The organism is Conexibacter stalactiti, from assembly GCF_033542075.1.
GTDB classification, from domain to species: domain Bacteria; phylum Actinomycetota; class Thermoleophilia; order Solirubrobacterales; family Solirubrobacteraceae; genus Conexibacter; species Conexibacter stalactiti.
Map to the genome: position 1 here is coordinate 1 of NZ_JAWSTH010000130.1, position 16,166 is coordinate 16,166.

Genomic DNA, 16,166 nt, shown 5'->3' on the forward strand with positions numbered 1-16,166 from the left:
CGCCGCCGCCGCCGGAGGCGCGGCCGGCGCGGCCCGCGCGGCGCCCGCGGCCGGCCGCTACGTCGACGCGACCGGGCAGCCGGTCGAGCTGCCGGAGACGGGCAGCGGCCGCGCCTTCACCGAGGTCGAGCACGACGGCCGCCGCGTCGCCGCGATCGTCCACGACGCCTCGCTCGACGAGGAGCCGGAGCTGGTCCGCGCTGCCGGCGCCGCCGCCGCGCTGGCGCTCGAGAACGAGCGCCTCGACGCTGAGCTGCGCGTCCAGATCGCCGAGGTGCGCGCCTCGCGCGCGCGGCTGCTGGAGGTCGTCACGCGCGAGCGGCGGCGGATCGAGCGCGACCTGCACGACGGCGCGCAGCAGCGGCTGGTCGCGCTCGCGCTGACGCTCGGGATCGCCGAGAACCAGGTCGAGCGCGATCCGGCGCAGGCGCAGGCGCTGATCCGCGAGGCGCGCGACGAGGCGCGCCTGGCACTCGAGGAGCTGCGCGAGCTGGCGCGCGGCATCCACCCGGCGATCCTGACCGACCGCGGCCTCGGCCCGGCGCTGGAGGCGCTCGCCAGCCGCGCGCCGCTGCCGGTCGAGCTGTCCGACGTGCCGCGGGAGCGGCTGCCCTCGCCGGTCGAGGGCGCCGCCTACTTCGTCGTCGCGGAGGCGCTCGCGAACGTCGCCAAGTACGCCCAGGCGACGCATGCGCGGGTCGTCGTGGAGCGCTCCAACGGCCACGCGATCGTCGAGGTGCGCGACGACGGCGTCGGCGGCGCGGACCCCGATGGCGGCAGCGGCCTGCGCGGCCTGGAGGACCGGCTCTCCGCGATCGACGGCCGTCTGGCAGTCTTCAGCCCTGCCGGCGCGGGCACGACCGTTCGCGCCGAGATCCCATGTACGCCTCCCTGACGCCATGCGTGTAGTGCTCGCCGAAGATTCCGTCCTGCTGCGGGAGGGGATCGCGCGCCTGCTGGAGGAGGCCGGCCACGAGGTCGTCGGCCAGGCCGGCGACGCCGAGGACCTGATCCGCAAGGTGACCGCGCACAAGCCCGACATCGCGATCGTCGACGTGCGGATGCCGCCGACGAACACCGACGACGGTCTCAGAGCGGCGCTCGAGCTGCGCGAGCGGACGCCGCAGACGGCGGTGCTGGTGCTGTCGCAGTACGTCGAGGAGGGCTACGCCCACGAGCTGATCAGCGGCGGCGCGGCCGGCGTCGGCTACCTGCTGAAGGATCGCGTCGCGGACGTCGAGCGCTTCCTCGACGCGGTCGCGCGCGTCGGCGACGGCGGCTCGGCGCTCGATCCCGAGGTCGTCGCGCAGCTGCTCGGCCGGCGTCGCCGCGACGACCCGCTGGAGGCGCTCACGCCGCGCGAGCGCGAGGTGCTCGGCCACATGGCCGAGGGCCGCTCCAACAGCGCGATCGCGGGCGAGCTGGTCGTCACCGAGCGCGCGGTCGAGAAGCACGTCACGAGCATCTTCGGGAAGCTTGACCTCGCGCCGGCGCAGCAGGACCACCGCCGCGTGCTCGCGGTGCTGCGGTACCTCGGCGCGTCAACCGCCTGACATCCGTCCTGGCACGAGGTGCGGCTAGCCGTAGCCTCAGACGCCGGCCTTCCGGCTATCAGCGATCCGGTGCGTCCGGCAGGCTTCCCGCCAGCGTTCCCCAGGAACGCCCCGAGACCGCCGACAGTTCCCCCGAAAGGACCCACCCCGTGAGCGCAGCCCCCATCGTCACCGCCGTCGACCTCCGCCGACGCTTCGGCGAAGGGGAAGCCGCCGTCGATGCGCTCGACGGTGTCTCGCTGGAGCTGCCGTCGGGCGGCTTCACCGCCGTGATGGGCCCGTCGGGCTCGGGCAAGTCGACGTTGATGCACATCCTCGCCGGCCTCGACCAGCCGACCGCCGGCTCGGTCGTCGTCGCCGGCACCGAGCTGGCCAACCTCGACGACAAGAAGCTGACGCAGCTGCGCCGCGACAAGATCGGCTTCATCTTCCAGTCGTTCAACCTGCTGCCGGTGCTGACGGCGGAGGAGAACATCGTGCTGCCGCTGAAGATCGCCGGCCGCCCGGTCGACAGAGAGTGGCTGGAGCAGCTGATAGCGACCGTCGGGCTCGACCAGCGCCGCACCCACCACCCGTCGGAGCTGTCCGGCGGCCAGCAGCAGCGCGTCGCGGTCGCGCGCGCGCTGATCTCCAAGCCGGCCGTGGTCTTCGCCGACGAGCCGACCGGCAACCTCGACTCCTCCTCCTCGGCGGAGGTGCTCGGCCTGCTGCGGCGCTCGGTCGACGAGCTGGGGCAGACGGTCGTGATGGTCACCCACGACGCGCACGCCGCGTCGGTCGCCGACCGCATCCTCGTGCTCGCCGACGGCCGCATCGTGCATGACGGCGACGCCGGCAGCACCGACGACGTGATCGACCTGATGCGGACGGTCGCCTGATGATCTCGCTCTCCCTGCGCGGGCTCGTCACGCGCAAGCTGCGAACGGTGCTGACGGCGCTGGCGATCGTGCTCGGTGTCGGCCTCGTCTCCGGCACCTACATCCTCACCGACTCGATGAACCAGGCCTTTGACAAGGTCTTCGAGACGGCGAACGAGAACACCGACGTCAGCGTCACGCCGAAGGAGCAGTTCTCCAACGCCGGCGAGGTCCCGCTCTCCGACGAGGTGCTGAGAACGGTCGAGGCCGTCCCGGGCGTGAGACTGGCGGCCGGCTCGGTCAGCTCCGACCAGGCCGTGATCTACACGAAGGACGGCAGAGACGCGCTCGTCAGAGGCGGCGCGCCGATGCTGCTCAACGGCGAGATGCCGCAGGAGCTGAACCCGCTCAGATACGTCGAGGGGCACGCGCCGTCGGCGCCCGACGAGGTCGCGCTCGCGAAGGGGACCGCCGAGGACGGCGACTTCAAGCTCGGCGACACGGTCAGAATCTCCGCCGACGGCCCGGCCCGCTCGTTCAGACTGGTCGGCCTGGCGAAGTTCGGCGACGAGGACACGCTCGCCGGCGCGGCGCTGGCGATGGTGCAGACGCCGGTCGCGCAGGAGATGCTCGACCTCAGAGGCCAGTACAACTCGATCGACGTCGTCGCCGACGAGGGCGTGACGCCGGACCAGCTGGCCGCGAGAGTGCGCGCCGAGCTGCCGGCGAGGCTGTACAACGTCCGCACCGGCGAGGAGCAGGCGCGCTCACAGGCGGCCGACCTGCAGGACCAGCTCGGCTTCCTCAGAACCTTCCTGCTCGCGTTCGCCGGGATCGCGCTGTTCGTCGGCGCCTTCCTGATCGTCAACACCTACTCGATCACCGTCGCGCAGCGGATGCGCGAGTTCGCGCTGCTGCGGATGATCGGCGCCTCGCGCCGGCAGGTGCTGCAGGCCGTGATCGGCGAGGCGTTCGTCGTCGGCTTCGCCTCGGCGGTCGTCGGCCTGCTGTTCGGCGCCGTGCTGGCGCCGGGCCTGCGCGGCCTCTTCACGCTGTTCGGCGCCGAGCTGCCGAACAACGGCCTGACGGTCGAGCCGCGCACGATCATCGTCTCGCTGCTGATCGGCACGGTCGTGACCGTCGTCGCGGCGACCGGCCCGGCGCTGCGCGCGACGCGCGTGCCGCCGATCGCGGCGCTGCAGGACGCGGCCTCGCTGACGCGCGGCAAGACCGGTCGCCTGCGCACGCCGCTGTCGATCGTCGTCGCGCTGATCGGCATAGCGCTGATCTGCGTCGGCCTCTTCGGCGGCGGCGGCGCGAGCCAGGCGGCGGCCTCGATCGGCATCGGCGCGGCAGTGGTGTTCATCGGCGTCGGCCTGCTCGCCTCGCACATCGTCAAGCCGCTGGCGACGCTCGTCGGCTGGCCGCTGGAGAAGGCGCTCGGCGTCTCGGGCCGGCTGGCGCGGGAGAACTCCGCGCGCCAGCCGCGCCGCACCGCCTCGACCGCCTCGGCGCTGATGATCGGCGTGACGCTGGTCGCGTTCGTGGCGATCTTCGCCGCGGGCCTGAAGGTCTCGATCGACCAGGCGGTCAACAGAGGGCTGAAGGGCGATCTGGTGATGCAGAGCGACACCTTCCAGCCGGTGCCGCAGGCGGCGACGAGAGCGCTCGGCGAGGTGCCGGACGTCGAGATCGTCTCGCCGGTGCGGTTCGCGGTCGGTCAGGTCGACGGGCTGAGCGGCAGCTCGAACGTCTCCGGCGTCGACCCGAGCACCGTTGAGGACGTCTTCCGCGTGGAGTGGAAGGAGGGCTCGCCGGAGCTGCTGCGGTCGCTCGGACCGGGTCAGACGCTGATCTCCGAGGGCTTTGCCGACAAGCACGACTTCGCCGTCGGCGACGAGCTGAGAGTACGCACGCCGACCGACCAGACGGTGAACGTGGTCGTCAGAGGGATCTACGACGACGACTCCGGCCTGCTCGCCGACATCACGCTCCCGAACGACGTGCTGGCGAGCGACTTCGACGTCACCAGAGACGCCTTCGTCGTCGCGGCGACGCGCGACGGGGCGGACGCCGACGCGGTCCAGAAGGTCGCCGACAGAGCGATCGCGGCGCTGTTCCCGACGGTCGAGGTGCTGACCGAGCAGGGCTTCGTCGACGACCAGGCCGGCCAGATCGACCAGCTGATCGCGCTCGTCTACGTGCTGCTGTCGCTGTCGGTGATCGTCTCGCTGTTCGGCATCGTCAACACGCTCGTGCTCTCGATCCACGAGCGCACGCGCGAGCTGGGGATGCTGCGCGCGATCGGCACCTCGCGCCGCCAGGTGCGCCAGATCGTCCGCTACGAGTCGGTCATCACCGCCCTGATCGGCGCCGTCCTCGGCGTCGTGCTCGGCGTGATCTTCGCCGTCCTCGTGACGATCCCGCTGAAGGAGGAGGGCTTCGCGATCTCGATCCCGGTCTTCACGCTCGTGATCCTGCTCGTCCTGGCCGCGCTCGCCGGCGTCCTCGCCGCGATCCCCCCGGCCCGCCGCGCGGCGAAGCTCGACGTGCTCAGAGCCCTGGCGTACGAGTGAGCATCGTCGGATCGGGCCGGCTCAGCCGGCCCGATCCGGCACTTCGCACGTCTACGTCAGCGCAGAGACGGACTTCTCGCCTCGCACGCGTCTAAAGCCGGGGTTCTCGGCTTCTGTCAGGACGTTGTAAACGGCGTTGCCGACTTCCTTCGTACCCCCGACAGAGAATCTCCCTCTCGCGGTGAACTTTCCAGCGACGCCTGCCCACGCCTCACCCTTGGTCCAGTCGACCTCGGTGAGCGAGTCGAGCCGCTCGCGCATCAGTCGTTCCCGGTCCCAATCGGCTGCTTTGAGGAACTGATTCCCCATGGCGCCCACGGCGGCAAGTACCGGGGCTGTTCCGGCCAAGGTCCGTTCGCGGTCTGAGATCTCGGGCAGGAACGTTCTCAGGTACATCTCGAGCCACTTACGAGTGACCTCCTCGAGCTCGCCGAGGTCACCGTTACCTGGCAGCGGTGCAGGTTTGGCACCGAACTGGACTCCTGCCATTCCGTGCAGAACGTTGACGACGAACTGCCGCAACGACTGGATCGTCATGAGCTTGGAGCTTCTCTTCGGCAGCTGACGAGCGGACTTTTCGACCCGCCCGTTGAGGTCCGGGATCCTGACCTCGAGATTCTGAACCACGCGCATCAGCGGATCCTTGGTGTCCATCGCCAATCCCAGACTGGTGTTTGGCTTGACTGCAAGGATGTTGAGATCGTGGAAGTACTGTCGGGCTGTCTCGGTCGTAACTCCGTGGTGGACGACTATCGCCAGCGGGAACTCGCGATGGACCTTCTTCTCTTCAGGCAGCGCATTCGACCGCGTTTGCACCTCGTAGTGCGCCGTCAGCTGAGTCTCTCCGTCAATTGAAAAGAGACGCATCCCCTGTGGAACGAGCAGATACTGCGTTCCCTGGTACGTAACGACCTGGAGCTGCGCCTGCGACCAAGTATGGATGGGCGGCAACACCCCGATCGTCCGCTCCATGACGGTGTCGAGGATGTACGCGCCGTACTTCGGAACGTTTGCTTTCTTCGCGCCGATCAGCGCGCGCTGGACCAGCTCATGGATGCTGGCCTCGTCCTCGAGCTGGTCAGCGTCGAAGCTTCTTCCGCGTCTCGCGTTTGGCTGGAGATCACGGGGATCGCGCATGATCTGCGACAGTTGGGCGAACGTCGTCACTGCCAGAAACGAAGTGGACGACAGCGGCAAACCCTTCACGTATGACCCGGCTGAGAGGTCGAGCGTTTGCTGCGACGGATCGCTGGTACTCACGGGCGCTCCTGGTTTTCGCGTCCGCAGATACGATGGGCGTGCTGGACCCCGGTCTGCGGACTGGGTCAAAGGTCGTCGAGGTGGCTTCCTCGGCGACCTTTCTTTTTGCGAACGCTACACACGGGCGGCCGAGAGCGCAACCTCGAGATGGTGATTCGCTGCATTAATCTGGTCTGAGAGGTGCGAATCTCATCTCGAGATGGGAAATCTCGCGGGTTGGAATCGCAAATTGGTCAGGCAGACCAGGTTCGTTGTGACCCCTCAGTCCGCCGGCCGCCGGTACAGCGCGAACAGCAGGCAGCTGAGGATGAAGGCGGCGCCGAAGTAGCCGGTCTCGACGCGCAGCACCTCGTCGGCGACGAAGCCCGAGGCGACCCAGGCGACGAACAACACCGCCGAGACGAGCCAGGCGACCGCCGCCAGCGGCGCGCGGCCGCGGGCCAGCGCCGCCTGGTTGAGCGTGCCGGCGACGAGGTGGAAGCCCATCCCGAGCGCGACCAGCGCGAGGCCGCCGCGCTCGTACGTGAAGCCCTTGTCGCCCAGCAGCGTCTCCATCACCCACGGGCCGATCGCCAGCAGGCCGACGGCGCAGGCGCCCGCGAAGGCGGCGATCGCGAGCACGGTGACGCGGATCGCGCGCGAGAACTCGGCCGCGTTCTCACGCGCCTCCAGGCCCGTCAGGTGGGGGAGGATCGACGTCTGCACCGCCTGGAACAGCTGCAGCGGCGCGCGCACGATCAGCAGCACGTTGAAGACGAAGCCGGCCAGCGCCGGGCCAGAGTCGTGCTCGACGATCAGCACCGCGGCGTTCATCAGCGTCTGCTCGGCGAGCATGATCGCGAAGACCGCGATCGCGAAGTGGGAGCCGCGCTTCAGCGTCAGGTCGGCCGACGCCTCCTCGATCTCGGCATGCGCCGGGCCCTCGCCGGCGGCGTCGAGGACGGCGACCGAAGAGGCGTCCGGCAGCGGGTCGTGGCCGCCGCGCGCCAGCCGCGCGAGCGCGAACGGCACGACCGCCAGCGAGACGAACGGGGCGACGGCGATGCCGATCGCGATCGCCGTCTGGCCGGAGGTGATCCCGAGCACGGCCGCGACCGCGAACAGGAAGCGTGAGGTCGACTCCAGCAGCACGAGCCCGCCGTAGCCGGCGAAGCGCTCGTGGCCGGCCAGCCAGCCGCGCGCGAAGTAGCTGCCGGCGTACGCCAGCACGCTGATCACGAGGATCCAGTAGAGCGCGGCGGAGCCGCCGAAGAGGTCGTCCTGAATCCGCGTCCGCAGCGCCAGCGCCACCACCAGGAAGACGAGCGCGAAGGCGGCCTGGATCAGCGCCGGCGTGCGCAGCGAGTGGTCGTGCAGCCCGCGCGCGCGGCGGTCGGCGATCGTGCGCGAGAGCAGCTGCTCGATCGGCCGGTAGATCACCGACAGGATCACGAACGCGATCGACCACAGCAGGCTGACATGCCCGTAGTCGGTCGCGCTCAGCTCATGCGAGGCGAGCGCGAGGTAGAGGAAGGAGAGGATCCCGGTTGACGCGATCCCGGCGGTCAGCAGCAAGCGACCGCGCGAACGACCGCTGCTCGTGCGCTCAGCCACGCGCGGGCGCTGCTAGCGGAGCTTCACGAGCAGCATCGTCCACGGGAACGGCGACCGCGCCTCGACGACCTCGCCGTGCTGCGACAGCAGCTTCACGAACGATCTCTTCGACCAGTGGTTGACGTGCCCGGGCGTGTTGCCGAGGTCCTTGATGTAGGCGCCGCGGGCGACGTTCAGGCCGCGCCAGAGCGGCTCGCGCGGGACCGAGACGAGCAGGTGGTCCTTCGCCACGCGCGCCATCTCGGCGACGGTGTGGGCCGGGTCCGGCACGTGCTCGAGCACCTCGATCGCGCTCGCGAGGCCGAACTCGTCGTCGGAGAACGGCATGTTCTCGGCCTTCATCACGCGGTACTCGAGGTTCGGCGCGGTGCGCGTCGCCTGCTCGGCCAGCAGCTTCGGGTCGTCGAGGTCGATGCCGACGATCCGCTTGTCGCCGAGCGCGAGCGCCCACTGATGCGTCAGCACGCCCTCGCCGCAGCCGACGTCGAGCACCGAGCTGGGCGAGGCCTGCAGGAACAGCTCGCCGAGCGTGCGCTCGAAGTTCGACATCAGCCGGCGCACGACCGGGTTGGTGGAGCCGTACTTGTCGTACGTGTTCCCGGTCGGGACGGCCTCGGCCGCGGACGTGGTGCTCATACCTCGACTGCCTTTCGCTCGCCGGTCTCGCCGGTCGACCCGGGCGCGTCGTCGCTGCCTTCGGTCGGTCGCGGTGCGCCGGGCTCGTAGTGGGACGGTGGGATGCCGAGCTGCAGCTCGATGCGCCGCACCCGTTCGAAGGTGCGCTGCGAGAGCGTGCGCTGGGCGGCCAGCAGGTCGCCGATCACGCCGAGCGCGAACAGCAGCATCGTGCCGGTGAAGAGGACCGATCCGAGGATCAGCGACTGCACGTGGCCGGCCCCCTCGCCCTGTATCCAGGAGACGAGGAAGCGCGCCCAGACGGCGAGCGCGAGCACGCCGACGACGGCGCCGGCGCTCCAGAAGACGCGCAGCGGCTCGTACTGGGCGTAGATGCGGAAGATCGAGACCGAGTTGCGCCGCACATAGGCGCCCATCGAGGGGAAGAGGCGCGATTCGCGCGTCTTCGGGTTCGTTCTGATCGGCACGTCGTCGATCGCGACGAGCAGCTTGCCGGCCTGGATGATCGTCTCGAGCGTGTACGTGAACTTCGACACGACGACCATCTGCAACGCGGCCTCGCGGTTGTAGGCGCGGAAGCCGGAGGTGGTGTCGGGCACGCTCGTGGAGGAGGCCTGTCGCACGACCCACGAGCCGAGCTTCTGCAGCGAGACCTTCAGCGGCGAGAAGTGCGCGATCGTCTCGACCTGACGGTCGCCGATCACCATGTCGGCCTCGCCGGCGACGATCGGGGCGACCAGCTTCGGGATGTCGCCGCCGTAGTACTGGTTGTCGGCGTCGGTGTTGACGACGACGTCGGCGCCGAGCTTCAGCGCCGCGTCGAGCCCGGCCTGGAAGCCGGCCGCCAGCCCCTTGTTGTTGGTCAGCTTGACGATGTGGTGGACGCCGTTCTCGCGCGCGACCTCGATCGTGCGATCGGTCGAGCCGTCGTCGATCACGAGCGTCTCGATCACGTCGATGCCGGGAATCGATCTCGGCAGGTCGGCGAGCGTCGCGGGAAGGTGCTCTTCCTCGTCTTTACAGGGGATCTGGATGATCAGCTTCATGGGGAATCCGGTCGCCGGGGGCGCGTGGCCGCGAGGTGTTCGTGGTCCAGGGTAGGCACCACGGGGGATGTCATGCGACCACCGTTGACCGTCGGCCGGTGCCGTAGACTCGCGCCGCAGTATCCCAAAGGACCGGATGGAACGCCACGCACGCCGGCCGCGTCCGCGGATCGACGCCCTCGCGCTGGGCCTCGTCGCCGTCCTTCTGGGCGCGTTCGGGCTGCGGGTATGGGGCATCGGCCACGGCCTGCCGTTCTCGTACAACATCGATGAGGAAGGCCACTTCGTCCCGGTCGCGATCGGGTTCTTCGGCCACGGCTTCAACCCGCGCTACTTCCTCAACCCGCCGGGCTTCACGGAGCTGCTGTACGCCGTCTACGCGGTCTGGTTCGGCGGTCGCGAGGCGGTCGCGAAGGCCTACGTCGACGATCCCAGCCAGGTCTTCCTGATCGCGCGCGTCACCGTCGCGCTGCTGGGGACCGTCTCGGTCTGGCTGCTGCACCTGCTCGGCAGCCGCCTCTTCGACCGCCGCGTCGGCCTGCTGGCGGCGGCGATCGGCGCGGTCGCGTTCCTGCCGGTCTTCTACAGCCATCTGGCGCTCAACGACGTGCCGTCGATGTTCCCGGCGACGCTGGCGCTGCTGTGCGCGGCGCTGATCCTGAAGGGCTCCGGCCGCGCCGGCGGGCTCGGCTGGCTGCTGCTCGGCGGCGTCGCGGTCGGGCTCGCGGCCGGCACGAAGTACACCGCCGGGATCGTGCTGCTGCCGCTGGCCACGGCGGTCCTGATCCGCACGCGCGAGGAGCGCGCCGGCGTCGCCCACGCGCTCGCCGCGCTGGCGCTGGCCGGCCTGGCGACCGCCGTCGGCTTCCTGATCGCCAACCCGCACGCGCTGCTGAGCTTCTCCGAGTTCCGCGCCGGCGTCGGCAGACAGCGCGAGCTGGCCGGCGGCGACGAGCTGGCGAAGCTCGGCCTGACGCAGGAGAACGGCGTCCTCTACTACCTGTGGGCGTTCACGTGGGGGCTCGGCTGGATCCCGGCGCTGCTGGCGCTCGGCGGGGCGGTGCTGTCGCTCTTCAAGGAGCGCCGGATCGCGCTCCTGCTGCTGCCGACGGTCGTCGTCTACCTCGTCTACATGGGCACGCAGGACCGCTACTTCGGCCGCTGGCTGCTGCCGCTGTTCCCGATCGCCTGCGTGCTGGCGGCGTGGTTCGCGATCTGGCTGATCGAGCTGGCGGCGGCGCGCTGGCCGCGGGCCGCGCGCCCCGTCGCGATCGTCGCCGTGATCGCGATCCTGGCGCAGGGGCTCGTCTATGTGATCCACAACGACCGCGTCCTCTCGCGCCCCGACACGCGCGGCCTCGCGCACGACTGGATGGTCGAGAACATCCCGGCGGGCACGAAGGTGATGCTGGAGCCGATCGTGCCGGCGCGCTGGAGCGAGGACCCCAACCGCGCCGACCCCGCGACCGCGAGCGGCAAGCGCTGGGAGCTGTGGGACACAGCGCGCGCGTCGGTCGACGACTTCGGCAGAAGGGTGCCGAGCAGCCGCTTCGTGAAGGTCGACAAGTACCAGCGCGTGCTCTACCCGGAGCTGCTCGACGAGTACGAGGCGGCCGGCTTCTGCTGGGTCGTGATCGGCTCCCACCAGCGCGATCGCGCCCTCGCGCAGCCCGGCGAGGTGCCTGGCGCGCTCGCCTACTACGACGCGCTGGCGCAGCGCGGCGAGGAGGTGGCGCGCTTCAGCCCGTACAAGGAGGGGGCCGATCCGCCGACCTTCAACTTCGACTGGGCGTTCGACTACTACCCGCTCGCGTACGAGCGTCCGGGGCCGGAGATCGTGATCTACAGGTTGTCGGGCGGTGGCTGTTCGTGAGCGCCTGCGTATCCTCAAGCGGCAGGGCTTGAACGGAAACCCGACGAGACCCATCGGATTTGCCTCCCACAACTGACACAGACCGCCTCTTCCTGGCCCGCACGCTGGAGCTGGCACAGCGCGGCCGCGGCCGCGTCAGCCCCAATCCGCTGGTCGGCGCGCTGATCGCGCGCGACGGCGAGATCATCGCCGAGGGCTGGCACACCGAGTACGGCGCGCCGCACGCCGAGGTGGAGGCGATCCGCGCCGCCGGCGACCAGGACCTCTCCGGCACGACGATCTACGTCTCGCTGGAGCCCTGCTGCCACACCGGCAAGCAGCCGCCGTGCACCGACGCGATCCTCGCCGCCGGCATCAGCCGCGTCGTGATCGCCTCCGACGACCCGACCGAGAAGGCCTCCGGCCGCGGTCTCGGGATCCTGCGCGACGAGGGCGTCGAGGTGGAGGTCGCCGACGGCGAGCTGGCCGCCAGAGCCCGCCAGCTCAACCAGCCGTTTCGCAAGCATGCGCGCACCGGCCGCCCGTGGGTCCTCTTCAAGTCGGCGATGACGCTCGACGGCAAGGTCGCCACGCGCGCCGGCGACTCGAAGTGGATCTCCTCGACGGAGAGCCGTGAGCTGGCCCACCACTGGCGCGCCGAGTGCGACGCCGTCGCGGTCGGGATCGGCACCGCGATCGCCGACGACCCGCAGCTGACGGCGCGGATACCGGACGTCGCGCGCCAGCCGCGCCGGGTCGTCTTCGACTCGCTCGCGCGCCTTTCGCTCGACGCGCAGCTGGTGCAGGCGGCCGGTGAGGTGCCGCTGACGGTCGTCGTCTCACGCGCCGCGCCGCGCACCGCGACCGACGCGCTGGAGACCCACGGCATCGACGTGATCGTCGCGACCGGCGCGAACGAGCCCGCGCGCGTCGTCTCCGCCTTGGACCAGCTCGGCGCCGCCGGCGTCGGCTCGATCCTGCTGGAGGGCGGCCCGCGCTTGGCCGGCGCCTTCCTCGACGCCGGCGAGATCGACGAGCTGCGGCTGTTCCTGGCGCCGCTCGTGCTCGGCGGGCGCACCGCGCGCGACCCGCTCGAGGGCGAGGGCGTCGAGACGATCTCAGAGGCGCTGCGCGCCCTGACCCTGGACTGCGATCGCGTGGGGGAGGACCTGCTCGTCTCCGCCCGCCTGAAGGAGTGGTGATGTTCACCGGACTGGTACAGGGACTCGGCACGGTCGCCGCTGTCGAGCCGACCGACGACGGCGTCCGCCTGGCGATCGCCACGCCGCTCGGCAGAGAGCTGGCGCCCGGCGACTCGATCGCCGTCAACGGCGTCTGCCTGACGGCCGTCGATCCCTCCAACGGGACCTTCGCCGCCGACGTCATGAACGAGACGCTGCGGCGCTCGTCGCTGGCGGAGATCGGCCCCGGCAGCGAGGTCAACCTCGAGCTGGCGCTGCGCGCGGACGCTCGCCTCGGCGGCCACATCATGCAGGGCCACGTCGACGGCCTCGGGACGATCTCGGCGATCGAGCAGGACGGCTTCGCGCGGATCGTGACGATCACGGCCGGTCCCGAGCTGCTGCGCTACGTCGTCGAGAAGGGCTCGATCGCGATCGACGGAGTGTCATTGACAGTGTCGTCAGTCGACGACGAGTCGCTCAGCGTCTCGCTGATCCCCGAGACGCTGGAGCGGACGATCCTCGGCGCGGCCGAGGTCGGCAAGCCGGTCAACCTGGAAGTCGACGTGCTCGCGAAGTACGTCGAGAAGCTCGTGGGGGCACATCGATGAGCCAGTCGGAGTCGGACGTGAGAACCACCGCGGCGGCCTTCGCCACGATCGAAGAGGCGATCGAGGACATCCGCCAGGGCAAGATGGTCGTCGTCTGCGACGACGAGGACCGCGAGAACGAGGGCGACCTGACGATGGCCGCCCAGTTCGTCACGCCCGAGGCGATCAACTTCATGGCGAAGGAGGGGCGCGGGCTGATCTGTCTCGCGCTCACCGGCGAGCGCTGCGACGAGATGGGCCTCGACCTGATGGCGAGCAAGAACGAGTCGTCGTTCGAGACCGCCTTCACCGTCTCGATCGAGGCGCGCGACGGTGTGACCACAGGCATCTCCGCGGCTGACCGCGCCCACACGATCCAGGTCGCGATCGACCCGAAGGCCGCGCCCCGCGACCTCGTCCAGCCCGGCCACGTCTTCCCGCTGAAGGCGAAGGATGGCGGTGTGCTCGAGCGGATCGGGCAGACCGAGGCGGCCGTCGACCTGTCGCGCCTGGCCGGCCTCAACCCCTCCGGCGTGATCTGCGAGATCATGAACGACGACGGAACGATGGCGCGTGTCAAGGACCTCGTCCCGTACTGCGAGCGCCACGGCCTGAAGATGGTCACGGTCGCCGACCTCGTCGCCTACCGGCGCAAGCACGACAGACTGGTCGAGCGGGTCGTCTCGACGAGGCTGCCGACCGCCTTCGGCGACTTCGACGTCGTCGGCTACCGCTCGCTCGTCGACGACAAGCACCACGTCGCGATGGTCAAGGGCGACGTGTCCGGCAAGGACGACGTGCTCGTGCGCGTCCACTCCGAGTGCCTCACCGGCGACGTCTTCCACTCGCTGCGCTGCGACTGCGGCGAGCAGCTCGAGTCGGCGCTGGCGATGATCGAGGAGCGCGGCGAGGGCGTCCTGCTCTATCTCGCGCAGGAGGGCCGCGGGATCGGCCTGCTGAACAAGCTGAAGGCGTACAAGCTGCAGGAGCAGGGGCTCGACACGGTCGAGGCCAACCTCAGACTGGGGCTGCCGGCCGATCTGCGCGACTACGGCATCGGCGCCCAGATCCTCAAGGACCTCGGCCTCACCTCGATCCGGATCCTGACGAACAACCCGAAGAAGATCATCGGGCTGGAGGGCTACGGGCTGTCGGTCACCGACCAGGTGCCGATCGTGCCGACGCCCAACCCGCACAACGAGGCCTACCTGCGCACCAAGCGCGACCGGATGGGCCACACGCTTCACCACCAGGGGCTCGCGCTCGACGAGGAGATGATCCTCGAGGAGCACGAGCACGATCACAAGCAGCAGAGGGAGAACGCCGATGGGCGCTGAGAACCGTCGTTTCGCGCTCGTCGTCGGGCGCTTCTACGAGGACCTCGCGGAAAAGCTGGTCGAGGGCGCCAGAGCGGAGCTGGAGAAGCACGGCGCCGAGACGGTCGACGTCTACGACGTGCCGGGCGCCTTCGAGCTGCCGCTGGCGGCGAAGTACGCGGCCGAGTCGGGCAGGTACGACGCGATCGTCGCGCTCGGCGCGGTGATCCGCGGAGAGACCAGCCACTACGACTACGTCTGCGGCGAGTGCGCGCGCGGGATCCAGCAGGTGCAGCTGGCGACCGGGATCCCGGTCGGCTTCGGCCTGCTGACGGTCGACACGCGCGAGCAGGCCGAGGCGCGCGTCGGCGGCGGCGGCAAGCGCGACAGCGGCGCCCACGCCGCCGAGGCGGTGCTCGCCTCGCTGAAGGTGAAGGAGTCGGTCAGACAGCAGCGCGCCCGCACGGGCTTCGCGCCGATCTGAGTCGCACGCGGCGCGCCCGGCGCCGCACCGAGGACCGGACGCCCGCCGCCGTTCAGCGGCAGCGGACGTCCACTGCTCGCGTCAGCGCCCGCCGAGCCGCTGCTCCAACGCGGCGAGGCGGCGCTCCAGCGCGTCGATCCGCGCGTCGGCGGCGTCGGCGCGCTCGGCCAGCGCCTGGCCGGCCGCGAGCGCGACACCGGCCTCGTCGAGCTGGCCGATCGTCGTCGCGCCGCGGCCGAGGCCGAAGGCGGCCTTGAACGCCTGCGCGGTCGGGCCGAGGTGGCGGACCTCGCCGGCCTCCGCTCTGTACTGCCAGCTCGCGATCGGCATCCCGGCGAGCCGTTCCAGGAGCTGGTCGCGATCGACGGCGCGGAAGCGGTGCTTCAGGCGCGCGTCGCTGGTGCAGTCCCACACGCCCGAGCCGGCCGGCAGGTTGCAGCCGGTCGCGCCGTCGGCGCTCGTGCGCAGGCGCACGCCGCCGGCGAAGCGGGCGGCCAGCTCGTCGTCGGCGGCGCTCTCGAAGCCGCCGCCGGAGGAGTCGCCGAGGACGAACGCGCCGCGGTGCGCGGCCGTCACCTGGCTGCCGGCCGCCAGCGAGTACTCGCCCGCGGCGGTCGAGGCGAACCCGAGCGCGACGCCGAAGAAGCCGCTCGCGCTGTTCTCGCGCCCGCCGAGGACGGCGCCGTACTCTCCGCCCGCCGTGTTGAGGCGGCCGCCGGCGATCGTCGCGTAGGAGCCGCTCGCCGCGTTGCCGATACCGCCGGTGACGGTCGCGAGATCGCCCGTCGCGCGGTTGTCATCGCCGCCGCCGACGGTCGTGGTGTCGCCAGCGGCGGTGTTGCCGCTGCCGCCGGCGATCGTGCCGAAGGGGCCGGTGACGGCGTTGCCGCGCCCGCCGGAGACCGTCCCGTAGCTGGAGCCGACCGTCTGCGGGAAGCCGTCGGCGCCGCCGCCGGCGATCGTCGCCCCGTTGGCCGTCGCGGAGATCTCGTTGGCGCCCGCGCCGCCGAGCAGGGCGGGCGTGGCGTTCTCACGCGGCTCCAGCCGCAGTGCCCGCGCGCCGCCGGCGCGCAGCTCGAGCGGCTGTGCGTCGCTGGTGCCGAGGAACTCGCCGGCGCCGGTGCCGGCGTTGCCGGTGCGGCTCCAGCCGTCGGCCGAGCCGGGCGCGCCCGGCTCGCCTCTGGGCCCGGCGGGCCCGGCGGCGCCTCTCGGTCCGGCCGCG

14 protein-coding genes are annotated in these 16,166 nt (G+C 70.8%); 9 read left to right on the top strand and 5 right to left on the bottom strand.

Annotated elements, in window-relative coordinates; translation table 11 throughout:
* The 4 genes from R7226_RS28180 to R7226_RS28195 all read left to right on the top strand — a co-directional run.
* On the top strand, window positions 1-895 hold an 895-nt coding region (locus R7226_RS28180; protein ID WP_318600786.1), incomplete at its 5' end, for a sensor histidine kinase.
* Window positions 896-899: 4 nt separating this feature from the next.
* The gene (locus tag R7226_RS28185; RefSeq protein ID WP_318600788.1) at window positions 900-1,553 is read left to right on the top strand and encodes a response regulator transcription factor; all 654 of its coding nucleotides are present in this window, start codon (window positions 900-902) and stop codon (window positions 1,551-1,553) included.
* Window positions 1,554-1,702: 149 nt separating this feature from the next.
* Window positions 1,703-2,431 (top strand): ABC transporter ATP-binding protein, encoded by a 729-nt coding sequence (locus R7226_RS28190; protein ID WP_318600790.1) that lies wholly within the window; start codon window positions 1,703-1,705, stop codon window positions 2,429-2,431.
* A complete protein-coding gene (locus tag R7226_RS28195; RefSeq protein ID WP_318600792.1) occupies window positions 2,431-4,986 on the top strand; it encodes an ABC transporter permease in 2,556 nt (851 codons plus the stop codon). Before R7226_RS28190 ends, R7226_RS28195 begins: the two co-directional genes overlap by 1 nt.
* Before the next feature lie 51 nt (window positions 4,987-5,037).
* Here the strand turns inward: R7226_RS28195 and R7226_RS28200 are convergent, their stop codons facing one another.
* From R7226_RS28200 to R7226_RS28215, 4 genes are all read right to left on the bottom strand, one after another.
* The gene (locus R7226_RS28200) at window positions 5,038-6,246 is read right to left on the bottom strand and encodes a DNA sulfur modification protein DndB (protein ID WP_318600794.1); all 1,209 of its coding nucleotides are present in this window, start codon (window positions 6,244-6,246) and stop codon (window positions 5,038-5,040) included.
* A 261-nt stretch (window positions 6,247-6,507) separates the two neighbouring features.
* Entirely contained in the window at window positions 6,508-7,839 is a 1,332-nt protein-coding gene (locus R7226_RS28205) for a lipopolysaccharide biosynthesis protein (RefSeq protein ID WP_318600796.1), read from the bottom strand.
* A gap of 12 nt (window positions 7,840-7,851) precedes the next feature.
* Window positions 7,852-8,475, bottom strand: coding sequence for a class I SAM-dependent methyltransferase (locus R7226_RS28210; protein WP_318600797.1), 624 nt, complete (start codon window positions 8,473-8,475; stop codon window positions 7,852-7,854).
* Window positions 8,472-9,521 carry a glycosyltransferase family 2 protein gene (locus R7226_RS28215; protein WP_318600798.1) on the bottom strand — a complete coding sequence of 350 codons (1,050 nt, stop codon included), beginning with the start codon at window positions 9,519-9,521 and terminating at the stop codon, window positions 8,472-8,474. The genes R7226_RS28210 and R7226_RS28215 overlap by 4 nt, the downstream gene beginning before the upstream one ends.
* A gap of 136 nt (window positions 9,522-9,657) precedes the next feature.
* Here R7226_RS28215 and R7226_RS28220 point away from each other — a divergent pair, with 136 nt between their 5' ends.
* From R7226_RS28220 to ribH, 5 genes are read left to right on the top strand one after another with little or no spacing between them, the layout of a single operon-like run.
* Complete coding sequence (locus R7226_RS28220) at window positions 9,658-11,394, top strand: ArnT family glycosyltransferase (protein ID WP_318600799.1); 1,737 nt, start codon at window positions 9,658-9,660, stop codon at window positions 11,392-11,394.
* Between the two features lie 59 nt (window positions 11,395-11,453).
* Window positions 11,454-12,575, top strand: coding sequence for a bifunctional diaminohydroxyphosphoribosylaminopyrimidine deaminase/5-amino-6-(5-phosphoribosylamino)uracil reductase RibD (gene ribD / locus R7226_RS28225; RefSeq protein WP_318600800.1), 1,122 nt, complete (start codon window positions 11,454-11,456; stop codon window positions 12,573-12,575).
* Window positions 12,575-13,165, top strand: coding sequence for a riboflavin synthase (locus tag R7226_RS28230; RefSeq protein WP_318600801.1), 591 nt, complete (start codon window positions 12,575-12,577; stop codon window positions 13,163-13,165). The genes ribD and R7226_RS28230 overlap by 1 nt, the downstream gene beginning before the upstream one ends.
* Window positions 13,162-14,481 carry a bifunctional 3,4-dihydroxy-2-butanone-4-phosphate synthase/GTP cyclohydrolase II gene (locus R7226_RS28235; RefSeq protein WP_404827917.1) on the top strand — a complete coding sequence of 440 codons (1,320 nt, stop codon included), beginning with the start codon at window positions 13,162-13,164 and terminating at the stop codon, window positions 14,479-14,481. The genes R7226_RS28230 and R7226_RS28235 overlap by 4 nt, the downstream gene beginning before the upstream one ends.
* Complete coding sequence (ribH, locus tag R7226_RS28240; RefSeq protein WP_318600803.1) at window positions 14,471-14,944, top strand: 6,7-dimethyl-8-ribityllumazine synthase; 474 nt, start codon at window positions 14,471-14,473, stop codon at window positions 14,942-14,944. The genes R7226_RS28235 and ribH overlap by 11 nt, the downstream gene beginning before the upstream one ends.
* An 81-nt stretch (window positions 14,945-15,025) precedes the next feature.
* Here ribH and R7226_RS28245 read toward each other — a convergent pair.
* Window positions 15,026-16,166, bottom strand: a 1,141-nt coding sequence (locus R7226_RS28245) for a tail fiber domain-containing protein (RefSeq protein ID WP_318600804.1), incomplete at its 5' end; no start/stop codon positions are given.

Excerpts from the sequence above, each read along its gene's own strand:
- R7226_RS28185 (WP_318600788.1), top strand. The coding sequence starts at position 900 with ATGCGTGTAGTGCTCGCCGAAGATTCCGTCCTGCTGCGGGAGGGGATC.
- R7226_RS28195 (WP_318600792.1), top strand. The coding sequence starts at position 2,431 with ATGATCTCGCTCTCCCTGCGCGGGCTCGTCACGCGCAAGCTGCGAACG.
- R7226_RS28210 (WP_318600797.1), bottom strand. The coding sequence starts at position 8,475 with ATGAGCACCACGTCCGCGGCCGAGGCCGTCCCGACCGGGAACACGTAC.
- R7226_RS28215 (WP_318600798.1), bottom strand. The coding sequence starts at position 9,521 with ATGAAGCTGATCATCCAGATCCCCTGTAAAGACGAGGAAGAGCACCTT.
- R7226_RS28220 (WP_318600799.1), top strand. The coding sequence starts at position 9,658 with ATGGAACGCCACGCACGCCGGCCGCGTCCGCGGATCGACGCCCTCGCG.
- R7226_RS28230 (WP_318600801.1), top strand. The coding sequence starts at position 12,575 with ATGTTCACCGGACTGGTACAGGGACTCGGCACGGTCGCCGCTGTCGAG.
- R7226_RS28235 (WP_404827917.1), top strand. The coding sequence starts at position 13,162 with ATGAGCCAGTCGGAGTCGGACGTGAGAACCACCGCGGCGGCCTTCGCC.
- ribH (WP_318600803.1), top strand. The coding sequence starts at position 14,471 with ATGGGCGCTGAGAACCGTCGTTTCGCGCTCGTCGTCGGGCGCTTCTAC.